This window comes from uncultured Leptotrichia sp. (genome assembly GCF_938036635.1).
In the GTDB taxonomy this organism is placed as follows: Bacteria; Fusobacteriota; Fusobacteriia; order Fusobacteriales; family Leptotrichiaceae; genus Leptotrichia; species Leptotrichia hongkongensis.
The window spans coordinates 1-12993 of record NZ_CALHQO010000234.1 but is presented as its reverse complement, the minus strand read 5'-3'; the positions used below and the strand labels follow the sequence as shown (position 1 = coordinate 12993).

At 30.9% G+C, this 12993-nt stretch carries 8 protein-coding genes; all 8 read left to right on the top strand.

The features are described 5' to 3' along the window. Positions 1–268 precede the first annotated feature (268 nt). The 8 genes from Q0370_RS04560 (at position 269) to Q0370_RS04525 (ending at position 12870) form a co-directional block, all read left to right on the top strand. Positions 269–1489: an NRAMP family divalent metal transporter gene (locus Q0370_RS04560; protein WP_299572711.1), complete on the top strand. Its 1221-nt coding sequence runs from the start codon at positions 269–271 to the stop codon at positions 1487–1489. 20 nt (positions 1490–1509) lie between these two features. After that, positions 1510–2253 carry a 5-oxoprolinase subunit PxpB gene (gene pxpB / locus Q0370_RS04555; protein WP_299572709.1) on the top strand — a complete coding sequence of 248 codons (744 nt, stop codon included), beginning with the start codon at positions 1510–1512 and terminating at the stop codon, positions 2251–2253. Between the two features lie 2 nt (positions 2254–2255). Further along, positions 2256–3260, top strand: a complete 1005-nt coding sequence (locus Q0370_RS04550) for a biotin-dependent carboxyltransferase family protein (protein ID WP_299572707.1) — start codon at positions 2256–2258, stop codon at positions 3258–3260. A gap of 106 nt (positions 3261–3366) precedes the next feature. After that, positions 3367–3783 carry an acetyl-CoA carboxylase biotin carboxyl carrier protein gene (gene accB, locus Q0370_RS04545; protein ID WP_299572705.1) on the top strand — a complete coding sequence of 139 codons (417 nt, stop codon included), beginning with the start codon at positions 3367–3369 and terminating at the stop codon, positions 3781–3783. A gap of 303 nt (positions 3784–4086) precedes the next feature. Further along, positions 4087–8646, top strand: a complete 4560-nt coding sequence (locus Q0370_RS04540; protein ID WP_299572703.1) for a translocation/assembly module TamB domain-containing protein — start codon at positions 4087–4089, stop codon at positions 8644–8646. Between the two features lie 8 nt (positions 8647–8654). Next, positions 8655–10994: an outer membrane protein assembly factor gene (locus tag Q0370_RS04535; RefSeq protein ID WP_299572700.1), complete on the top strand. Its 2340-nt coding sequence runs from the start codon at positions 8655–8657 to the stop codon at positions 10992–10994. 97 nt (positions 10995–11091) lie between these two features. Then, a complete protein-coding gene (gene lpxD / locus Q0370_RS04530) occupies positions 11092–12093 on the top strand; it encodes a UDP-3-O-(3-hydroxymyristoyl)glucosamine N-acyltransferase (RefSeq protein ID WP_299572697.1) in 1002 nt (333 codons plus the stop codon). A gap of 132 nt (positions 12094–12225) precedes the next feature. After that, positions 12226–12870 (top strand): DUF4878 domain-containing protein, encoded by a 645-nt coding sequence (locus tag Q0370_RS04525; RefSeq protein WP_299572695.1) that lies wholly within the window; start codon positions 12226–12228, stop codon positions 12868–12870. The last annotated feature ends 123 nt before the right edge of the window (positions 12871–12993 follow it).

The following is a 12993-nucleotide window of genomic DNA, read 5'->3' as shown; positions in this document are numbered from 1 at the left end:
AAAGAAAAATTAAGTATTATAAAAAGCCAATCAAACATATAAAAAATATATTATTAAACCTTTGACAATATATAATTTATATACTATAATTGTAACATATTATACCAAATATTCTATGACTAAAATTTCAGTAAAAAAATTTTGACAGTTAAATAACAATAGCCTTAAAATGTACAGTAAACTGCGTATGAAATTCTGATAGAACAAGAAGAATTTATAGGTTTTAGTCTTGAATATTTTAAAAATTTTAGAAAAGGTGGTAAGAATTATGAGCGGAGAAAATGTGAAAAAGCAAAAAAGCAAAAACACAAGCGTATTATTAGGAGCAGCTTTTATTATGGCAACATCTGCAATTGGGCCTGGATTTTTAGTACAAACTGCCAAGTTTACAAATAGCTATAAGGCAAACTTTGGATTTGTAGTGTTAATATCAGTTTTGCTTTCTATGGTTGTTCAGCTTAATGTGTGGCGTGTGCTTTGTGTAAGTGAGATGCGTGGACAGGATATAGCAAATAAACTTTTGCCAGGACTTGGATATTTTGTAGCATTTCTTGTAGCTTTAGGTGGACTTGTATTTAATATTGGAAATGTTGGTGGAAGCGCATTGGGATTTAATACATTGCTAGGTATTCCTAAAATGGCGGGATATTTTATTTCTGGTGGCGTTGCAATAACAATATTTTTATTGAAGAATGCGGCAAAGGCTATGGATACACTTACAAAAGTGCTTGGTGGATGTATGATAATCGTAATATTTATTGTTATCTTAATTGTAAAACCGCCAATTGGACTTGCTGTTAAAGATACTTTTTTACCAAGTGAAAGTATTTCAAACTTAATTCCTGCAATTTTGACACTTCTTGGTGGTACTGTTGGAGGATACATTACTTTTTCAGGGGCACACAGACTAATTGATGCCAAAATTACAAAAGAAGAAAATCTGGATGAAATCAATAGAAGCTCTATTATGGGAATAGGAATTGCAACTCTTGTGAGAGTTCTGTTATTTTTAGCAATATTAGGAGTAGTAGTTAAAGGAGTGTCTTTAGCAGCTGAAAATCCTGCAGCAGATGCGTTTCGTAAGGGGGCAGGAGAAATTGGATATAGATTTTTTGGACTGGTTCTGTTGAGTGCGGCAATTACTTCTATCGTTGGTGCAGCATATACTTCAGTATCCTTTTTAAAAACATTTAACAAGAATATTGAAAAACATGAAAAATGGGTAATAATAGGATTTATTGTTGTTTCTACAATTATTATGGCAATTGCGGGGAATCCTGCTACATTATTAATTTTAGCAGGTTCATTAAATGGATTGATTTTACCAGTAACTTTAGGAATTTGTTTAGTTGCCTCACAAAATAAATCAATTATGGGAGAAAATTACAGACATCCAAAAGTGTTGCTGATACTGGGAATAATAGTTGTGTTAATTACAGCTTATTTAGGAGTAGTGTCACTAGGAAGCTTGGCAAAATTATTTAGTTAAAACAGAAAGAAGGTATAAGAATGACAGGGAAACAGTCGGAAGGCATAAAAATACTTCCTGAAGGAGATTCAGCAATTTTAATTGAATTCCCAAAAACTATATCGCCTGAGATAAATGGAAAAATTACTTCACTTGCACATCTGATAAAGGAACAGCATATAGAAGGGGTAATGGATATGATACCCGCATTCTGCTCGCTCCTTATTCATTATGATCCACGTGTTATCAGTTATGGAAAGTTATTGAATAGAGTGAATAAAATAATGAAATTAAATTTGGATATGAAGTCAAAAACTAAAAAAGTATATGAAATCCCAGTCTGTTATGGCGGAGAATATGGGCCAGATTTGGAATTTGTCGCTAAAAATGCAGGTCTTTCAATTGAAGAAGTTATAAAAATTCATAGTTCAAAGGATTATTTGATTTATATGCTTGGATTTTTACCAGGATTTTCGTATCTAGGTGGACTTGATGAAAGGATTCATACACCAAGATTGGATAATCCAAGAATAAAAATCCCTGCTGGAAGTGTTGGAATTGGAGGTGCTCAAACTGGAATTTATCCCCTAGAATCACCAGGAGGATGGCAATTGATTGGAAAGACGCCAGTAAAAACGTATGATTCTGACAGAAAAGTTCCTGTTTTATTTGAAGCAGGAGATTATATACGTTTTGTACCAATTTCAGAAGCAGAATTTGAAAAAATTGAAAAAGAAGTAGAAGAAAATAAATATGAATGCATTGTGCATAAAGAGGAGGTGTAATAATGGGATTTCGTGTGTTAAAGGGAGGGCTTTTGACAACTGTTCAGGATATAGGTAGAACGGGATATCAAAGTCAAGGTTTTGGAACATCTGGAGTTATGGATGTGCGTTCCTTTAAAATTGCGAACATGCTTATTGACAATCCTGAAAATGAAGCTGTGCTTGAATTTACAATGATTGGTCCCACGCTTGAATTTACAAGCGAAACAATAATTGCAATAACGGGTGGGGATTTTCAGCCATTAATCAATAAAAAACCAGCTCCAATGTATACTGCAATTTATATTAATAAAGGCGATGTGCTTGAATTTCAAGGTGCAAGAACAGGCGTAAGAGGTTATATAGCTTTTTCGTGCTACTTAAATATCCCTGTAATAATGGGAAGCCGTTCTACGAACATAAAGTGTAGAATTGGTGGTTTTAAAGGACGTAATTTAAAAGAAGGAGATTATATTTCTTTTAGGATAAGAAGACGGTATTTACCATATTTTCTTTCAAGAACGCTTGATTTAGATGAATTTAATCAGGAAGATGAGGTAATCCGTGTAATAATGGGACCGCAAGATAATTTGTTTACAAACGAAGGTAAAAAAACTTTTTTAAACAGCGAATTTACAATTACAAACGACTTTGACAGAATGGGATGCCGGATAGAAGGGCCTTATATTGCTCATAAAGAGTCAGCTGACATAATATCGGACGGAATAGCATTGGGAGCTATACAGGTTCCTGCACATGGAAAACCTATTATTTTGCTGGCAGATAGGCAGACAACAGGAGGATATCCCAAAATAGCCACAGTTGCAACAGTAGATTTGCCAAAATTAGTGCAAAGAAAAGCAGATCATAAAATTCGTTTTAAAGCAATCAGTGTTGAAGAAGCACAAAATCTTTTGATTGAAGAAATGAATGAATTTACTCAGTTTAGAAAAAAAATTCATGCACCTTGCAAGGAAGTGCTAGATGTGAGATTTGTGTCTAAAAGGCTTGAGACGTTATTTGAATAAGTTATTATAAAAGTAAGGCTATTTTAACTCAATTTTCTAAATTATTAATTTTTATAATTTGGTTTTGAGGAAAAGTTGAATATATTTTTCAGAAAGGAAAATTAAGATGGATTTAGAGCAAATTGAAAAATTAGTAGAAATCATAGAAAAATCAACGCTTAAAGAAATCACAGTAGAAGAAGGCAATTTAAAAATCAATTTAAAGCGTGAAAATAATTCAGAAATTCAGAATGTTCAAAAAAATATAGAAAGAAAAACGGAAATTGTGGAAGAACCGGATGAAGAAAGTTTTATCACTTCACCAATTGTAGGAACTTTCTATTCAGCGGCTTCTCCAGAAACTCCTGCATTCGTACGTGTAGGAGATACAGTAAAAAAAGGACAGCCAGTTTGTATTGTAGAAGCAATGAAACTGATGAATGAAATAAACTGCGACTTTGACTGTGAAATAGAAGCGGTATTAGTGAGCAATGAGCAAAAAGTCGAATATGGACAGCCATTGTTCAGAGTAAAAAAAATATAAAAATTATTTTAAGTATTTTTGACTTTTATTGTTGAAAATACTTATTTTTTTTATGAGTATAGCAAAAATGCCAAATAATAGAACTCTAAGTGAAAAAAACACATATAATAATAGATTTTTATGCAAAATTGTGATAAAATAAAAAGGATATTTTCTTTTGGATACAAAATGCTGAAAGAAAATTAGAATAGAAAACTAGGACAATGAAAATAATTATCCTTTTCAAAATAATAGAAGAGGAGGTAGAAAAAACGTGAGATGAAATACATAAAGAAATCTTTAATTGTATTTATTTTTCTTTTGATGTCTTTATTTGGATTAAAGTTATATATTTCAACTAAAAATTTTAATAGCATGTTGACTTCAATCTTGAAAAGCAGTGGACTGAATGTTGAATTTAAAGATGTTAAGCTGATAGGATTTAACAAAATTCAGATTGACAATTTAAAGGTTAAAGATATGGCTGGAAATGTTGTTATCGATGGTAAAAGAACTACAGCTGGAATTAGTTTGCTTATGCCAACTCGGCTTAATAGAATTGATGTCTATAACGGGACTGTAAATCTGGAACGTAGAAAAAATAACGATTTTAATATTTTTTATGTAATAAAAAAAGATCCTAAAAAGAAACAAACGTATGATCCAACCAGCAGAATTGGGAAACTTCATATTCATAATGCAACTTTGAATTATACAGATACAAGTTTTGATAAAAAAATATCAAAAAGATTGACAAAAGTGAATGGAAGACTCGAAACTGCCAAGTCAAGAGGATTTTCACTTGTTGCAAAAGGTTCTGGAAATAAAAATCAAGATGGAACAGTTGAGGCTGTAAAAATTGAATTAAAACAGCTTTTGAAGTCTAAACAGTCGATTTATTCAATGTTTGATAAAATAAAAAACAGTGATGAAAGAAGAAAGGAATTCAGGCTTAATTTTAGTTTTGAGAATGTTGGCATAACTGAAGAGCTGGGACAATATGTGCCGCTTGAGATGATTAAGGCAAAAGGTGGACTGCTTACTGGTGTATTAAAGTTAGAAAATGATAAAATCAAGAAAACAACACAAGCATTAGGAAGTCTCAAAATTAAAAATGGTAAACTAAGATATGTAGATCTAGATGGCGATATTGATAATGTAAACGCTGTAATTGATTTGAAGAAAGACAGGATTACGGTTAATGCCGATACTAAATTAAATGAGAGTCCAGTAACTCTAGCATTAACTTATCTTGTGCAGAATCAGAAATTAAATTTAAAATTAGTTGCAGATAAACTTCCTTTTGAGCAAGTTGCACGGTATAAAATAATCAAGGATTCAAAAATTAAGGCTGAAGGATTGGTTTCAGGAAATCTTGAAGTAAATGCTGATACCAAAAACAAAAAAACTACACTTAATGGTAAATTTTCTTCAGATAATATAAAAATTTCAAATTATAATTTTCAAAATATAAAAACTAATATGAAAATTGCTGATGAAAAACTAACTTTGACTGATACTGCATTTTTGTTTAATCAGGAATTTTCAGGATTCAGAGTTAATGAAGATGTTAAAATTGGAAAATTTGTGTATGACTTGAAAAAGAAAACTGGAACAGGGGATTATGTCTTAAATAATCTAGGGTCAGATTTTAACATCAAGACAATTACTGGAAATGCCCAAATTTCTGCTAAGAACATTATAACAGGAACAGTAAGGTCAAAAGCACTGAATGGAAATTATGTTGTAAATCCGAAGGCACAGACAGTAGTGGTAAATGCTAGAAGTAATAGTTATTTCACTGTAAATTATGGTGGGAAAAACTATACAATAAATCCTGATGTAGACAACTTAGTTGTAAAATTTAATGAAAAAAATGTGCTGCGTTCTGGACATATTAATGCGAAAATAAAAGATTTGTCAATGCCGTTTGTAAACACTGTAAATGCTAGAATAAGAATACATAATGGAAATTACAGTATTAATGGAACAGCTGGAATAAAAGGTGGCGGAACGGTAAATATCTCAGGAATTACAACTTCAGATATGAAACATTCTTATTCATTAAAATTACCTAAAAATGTAGATATTGCAAAATTGTTAAGAGCAAATGGCTACAATTTCAAAGGATTGGATAAGGCAAAATTGCCAGCAACACTTACAGCAAAAATTAGTGGAAACGGAAATAAAATTTCTGGAACATACAATCTTTACAGCCCTTATGGAGAATATCTAGGAGAATATGAAAAATTAAATGCTAGTGGTAAAATCAATGATTTAGCGAATTTGGATATAACAATTAATACAAATGTAGATGAATTATGGTTTGGTTACCAGAGGCTTAAAAATGTAAGTGGAAATCTGAGAATAAAAGACAATATTGTAAATATCACAAGTATTCAGAATGAAAATTTAAATGCCAGCGGTAAGTTTAATATAAAAACTGGTAAAATGGACATAAATGCTGGATTGAAAGATTATGTGCTTTACAATACTTCTGGACCAAAAATTAATTTAAAAGTTGGAACATTGGATGCAAATTTATCAGGAACAGTAGATAAACTTTCAGGAGCAATAACAATGCCATCTGCGATAACGTCAATAAATTCAAACTATGTAGGTGATACAAATGCAAAAATTAGCATAAAAGACGGAGTTGTAAATTTTGATAATGTAACTTTACGTGAAAACAGCCTATATGGAACTTATGATTTGAAGACTGGTATTTCAGACATTGGGATTAGCTTAAATGAGCCTGATATTCCAAAACTTTTAAAAATGAAGGATTTAACATTTGGAACAAGATCAGATCTTAGTTTAAAGGGTGATTTGAACAACTTTAATTTGGCAGGACAGGTAATTCTTGGTAATATGAGCTTTAAAACTTATAGAATTCCACATGTTGTTGCAGAACTTGAATATTCTAATGGAGATATAGATAAATTATTCAAATATGGAACGTTTAATTTGCAGAAACTTAAATTTATTGGGGATAACCAGGAAACATTGTTTGAGACAAATACTAAATTTGATCTAGCAAATGTAGATATTGATTATAGGATAGAGAAACAAAAGTTTTCACTAGATTCTGTACAAGATTTGAAGGATAAAGGATATAGCGGAGACATTGACTTCGGATTTATGTATCGTGGAAGTTTTGAAAATTTTGTAACTGGACTTCAGATAAAATCGGATGAAATTAAACTTAGTGGATTCCCAGTAAAAAATGTTGACATTGATTTGCAGGCTAATGAAAAAAACTTGAATATCGGTCAATTTTATTTAGAATATGAAGATAATCCACTTCTTGTAAATGGATATGTTCAATTTTCACCGATAAAATATAATGTTTCTATGCTAGCAAAAGATTTTAACCTTGATTTTTTAGAACTTAATAAAGATGTAGAACAAGCAAGCGGGATTGCAAACATAGATGCGGTTATTTCAAGTGAATCTACAACAGGGCATATTTTATTAGATAAATTTAACTATAAGACAAAAGATAAATTAACACTTGTTGACAATGTAAATGCTAATATTGATTTGAAAAATAATAAACTTGTTGTAAATCGGTTAGACGGTGGATATAACGGTGGAACTTTTAAAGTAACAGGAGATTTGGATGTTCCAACAATTCCTGCTGATTTTATGAAGACGAAGAGGCTGGAACTTGGGAAATTTGAATTAAATACTAATCTTAATAATGTTGGACTTCATTATGGAAAAGGAATAGACTTTGCACTTACTGGAGATGCAGTGTTTACTGAAAATAGACTATTCGGAAATTTTGTCGTTGATAATGCAGAAATTCGTGAATTGCCAAATTTTGGCGGAACGGATTCTGAATCAAAAACTGCTTCAGCAGAACAAAAAGCTAAAAAACAGGAAGAAAAAACAATTGTAGAAGGAATTGTTGAAGAAGTAATTGACAAAATATTAAAACAGTATACAGTTAATCTAAACGTACGGACAGGAAACCATGTGAAAATAAATATTCCTAATGTAAGTATTGTAAGAGATATAAAAGGAAATATAAAAGGAGCTTCTGAAATCACATATACTAATAAGGAAATCGGAATAGATGGAGAATATATGATTACAAGAGGTTCATTTTCTGTAAACGGAAATGATTTTAAAATAGATGGTGCAGAAATAAGATTTACTCCATCGACTAACGGTACAGCATCCTCTATATCAAATCCTTTTGTAATATTTGATGCGAGTACAGTAGTAAATGGAGATAGAATAGACATAAATGTAAGTGGAAATATAAATTCTCCTGAAATTAAATTTTCATCATCTTCTGGAAAAACTCGGGAAGAAATAATATCACAACTTGCATTTAATACTGTAGTTGGAAATACCCCTAAAAAACCAGGTGAAAAAAATGGAGAAAATTCAGCTGATGGATTAGTCGTTGCAGGCTCTTTAGTAAATACTGCATTAAATGAGTTGATTTTTTCGTCAGTAACTGGTAAAATTAGAGATATACTGAAAGTATCTAAATTTTCTGTTTCAACAAATCTTAAACAATCAGATAAAACAGGAAAATATAGTGCAGCAACTACACTTACAATACAGGATAATTTATATAAGGATAAACTATTTTGGAATGCATCAGTCAAATTTCCATATCAGAATTCAAATTCTGAAGAAAAAGATCCAATTGGCTACAATGCTTGGTTGAGCTATAATGTTACAAATGGCTTAGACTTAAGAGTTGGAGGAGAAAGTATAAACAAAAGCAGAGTAAGTACGAATATGAATAATGGGTCAAGAATAAATTATTATTTTGGAATTGATTTTTCAACAAGAGCTGATACGTTCGGAGATATTTTAAGAAAAATATTTAGAAAGAAAAAACTTGAAACGCTAAAAAAATAGGAGGAAAAATGTCAAACCAAAAATTGAAAAGTAAAATTTATGCTTTGATTATTGCGGTAACTTTATTTGTATCTGTAAATAAGGTAACGCAGGCTGAAGAAAAAAGCAGAATAACTGAAACAAAAGAATTGGCAGATAATGGAAAAAATAGTACAGCCAATAAAGTGGAAGAGAAAGAAGACAACGAAGACCAAATTTCAGATGTTAATAAGATTCAATATACTCCTGAAGAGGTAGAAATTGGTAATGAAATAGGAGATGAGAAAAGTAAGAAGATAAAGAGTAAAAGAACTTCGATTCGTCAGGCAAAAGGAAAAAACAATATATTTGAAACTCAAGCTGAAACAAGAGACGATTTAAAAGTTGGTTCAATTCAAATTTCACAAACAAAAGAAATATCTTCTGAATATCTGTTATCACAAATTCCAGTAAAACCTGGAGATAATTATTCGAATAAAAGCTTGAGTGATATTTACTTGTCACTTAAAAGATTAGGATATATAACAGAAGCAAATGTTTATCCAAAGATTCAGGGGAATTCTGTAAATATAGTAGTTGAAGTTGCAGAAGCTGAAAATGCGGCAGCAATTCTGGAAAGACAAAAAGTTCAGGAAGAAATGAAAAAAGAAACAGAATACACAATATCAAGTGTAGATATCGAAGGAACAAAAATACGTAGCAAGGAAGAATATTTGAAAGACTTGCCAGTAAAACCTGGAGATATTTTTATACCTCAAAAAGCACTTGAAGGAGCACAAAAAATATTTAATTCAGGATATTTTGCAAAAGTTGATCCAAAAATTGATAGAAAAACCGATAATACTGTTTCAATAGTTTATGAAGTTCAGGAAAATCCAATTATTCAAAGTATAAATTTTGAAGGTAATACACTTTACAAAAATTCAGAATTGGAAAAAGCATTGGGTGTAAAAAAAGGCGAAATCTTAAATGGAAACTTATTGAATCCTGATGAAAACGGAGTAATTAAGTTATATAACAAAGATGGATATTCTCTTGCAAGAATTGAAACGATAAATGTTTCAAATGAAGGAAATGTAAATATAGGTTTAACAGAAGGAATTGTTGATTCTGTAGAAGTTCAGAAAGCTCCTTCAAAAAATGATAATGAAAGACAATCTGCAAAACGTTCTACTTTAAGAACAAAACCTTATGTATTTGAAAGATATATGGAAATAAAACCAGGACAAGTTTTCCAAACTAAAAATATAAAATCTACAATAAGTGAGCTTTATAGAACAGGTATGTTTACTGAAATTACTCCAGCGTTTGAAGGGAAAGAAAATGATCCAAATGCAAGAGTTGTAAAATTACTTGTAGAAGAACGTCCAACTACTACAATTAATGGAAGTATTTCTTATGGAACATCTGTTGGATTAGTAGGAGAACTTAAATTATCTGATGATAATTTCTTAGGAAGAGGACAGTCTGCTTCTGCTACTCTTTCTGCTTCAAACAAAGGAGACAAGACATTTGAGCTTAACTGGTTTGATCCTTGGTTAAAAGGAACTGAAAGAGTTCAGCTTGGAGGATCATTTTACTGGACTCAATCTGTAGATGATAATGCTGATGCTGATGAAGTAGAAAAAGTTAGAAAAATTGGAACACGTTGGCAAATTGGTAAAGGATTGAATAGCGATATTGATGTAAGATTTATTGCAAGATTCGATAATTATAAAGAATTATTTGCTAATAAGAAAGTAAATGATAAATATAAATTATTCGCAATGGGACCAATATTAACTTATGACACAAGAGACAATAAATTTAGTCCTACAAAAGGATTCTATGGAACAATGGCGTACGAAAGAGGAGAACTTATAAAAGATCCTAGAAAGTATGATCAGTTTGAAGTAGATTTAAGAGCCTACCATCCAACATTCTTTGGTGATAAGAATGTAATGGCATATAGAGCAGCTTGGGGAACAACAGGAAGTGGTACTCCAGAAGCACTAAGATTTAGTATAGGTGGAGCTGAATCTGTACGTGGGTATGACTATAGTGCATTTGATGGATTTGATAAATTCCATGCGACAATCGAAAATAGAACAAAAATTAATGATACATTACAACTAGTAGCGTTCTTTGATATAGGAAACGCTTGGCAAAATGAGTCAAGAGATCCTCGTACTGGTAAGAAAATCTATAAACCAAATAGAAAAGATGCTCATGACTTCAAAGATCTTAAGAAAGGGTACGGAATTGGGGTAAGATTGAATACACCAATTGGACCATTAAGATTTGATTATGGTTGGCCAATGGATCCTGAGAAAAAAGGTGAGAAAAAAGATAAAGGTAAGTTCTACTTTAGCTTTGGACAATCATTCTAGTTTTTTGAGCTAATAAAAATATAAACTTAAATAATTATAAGGGGTGATTAATTTCATCCCTATAATTTTATAAAAAATAAAAAAGGAGAGATCCAGAATGTATAATATTAAAGAAATTGCAAAATTAATAAACGGAGAAATCAGAGGAAACGATGAATTAAATTTTACAAGGCTTGCTCCATTTTTTCATTCAAATGAAAAGGAATTAACATTTGCAGCTGATGAGAAAATGTTGAAAAATATGGATAAATGTAATGCAGGTGCTGTAATTGTTCCTGATTTGCCAAATTTACCTGCAAATAAGACTTTTATTGTTGTAAAAAGTAATCCGAGAGAATTGATGCCAATACTGCTGAATTATTTCAAGCCTAAATTGAAGCCATTTGAAAATCAGATAGAAAATTCTGCAAAAATTGATGAAACTGCAAATGTCTCAAAAATAAACACTTATATTGGACACGATGTAAAAATTGGAAAAAATGTTGTTATTTATCCAAATGTATCAATTTTTGAAGGAACTGAAATTGGAGATGACTGTATAATTTATTCAAATGTTACGATAAGAGAATTTACAAAAGTTGGAAGAGGTACAATTTTGCAGCCAGGAGCTGTGATAGGATCTGATGGGTTTGGATTTGTAAAAATTAATGGAAACAATGTGAAAATTGAGCAAATTGGACACGTAATATTGGGAGAGGAAGTTGAAATTGGAGCAAATTCCTGCGTTGACAGAGGTGCAATTGGAGATACAATCATAAAAAAAGGTACAAAAATTGATAATCTTGTTCACATTGCACATAATGACATTATTGGTGAAAATTGTCTGATTGTGGCTCAAACCGGTATTTCTGGAAGTGTAGAAGTGGGAGACAATTCAACTCTTGCAGGGCAAGTTGGAGTGGCAGGACACCTTAAAATTGGAAAAAATGTAGTAATTGCTGCAAAATCTGGGGTTACTAATGATGTGCCGGATGGAAAGCAGATGTCTGGTTATCCACTTCGTGAGCATATGGAGGATTTAAGAGTGAAAATGGCCATGGGAAAAGTGCCTGAACTTGTAAAAAGAATGAAAAAGTTGGAAAAGGAATTTGGAAAATAAAAAGGTAATTAAATTTATTTATTGACTGCTTATCAAAATTTCAAAACTTCCTTGACTTATTAATTCAAATGATGTAGAATAAATAACAGATAATAAAAAAATATTATAAATAGAGAGAGAAGGGAGTTATAGATGAAAAAAATACTATTAGGGATTTTTATGCTTTTATGTATAGTTAGCTGTGGATCAGGGCCTGATGCGACAGTTTCAAAATTTATTAATAGCGTAAAGGCTGAAAAAATGAAAGAAGCGGCAAAATATGCAATAGACGACAGCTTTGAGGGAAATTTGGATATAAAATACAATACTAAAATTCAAGAACTGCTTTTCAAGACATTATTAAAAAATCTTGAATATAAAATAGTTAAATCAGAAAAACAAGATAATGAAACTACTATCGTAACTGTTGAAGTTACAAACGTAGATGTTGAAAAAATATTCTTACAAGTTTTCAAAAAAATGACACAAGATACTTTTACAAGCAATGGAACACATTCATTATCAGTTGAAGACAGATTTAAGGAAGAACTTGAAGCAAAAGAAAAACCAAAATCAAAAAATGTTACAAAATTTGTAGTTAAAAAAACAGCAAATGGAGAAAAAATTGTTTTAACAGCAGAAAATATCGATGTTTTACTTGGTAAATTAAACACAACATTATCAAATTTAAACACACTTGGTGGAACTGAGCAAGAAACAGCAGTAGAATTACCAGAAACAGGGCCATCAACTGGATTATCACAAAAACCAGAAGAACTTAGAAATCAAAATAAATAAAATAATTTAATTATTAAGTGAAACAATCATTCTTTTACTTTTATAAGTGAGTTTGATTGTTTTTTATTTACAAAAATTTCTTATATTAATTAAAAAAAAATTAAAATAAATTGATTTTTAAAT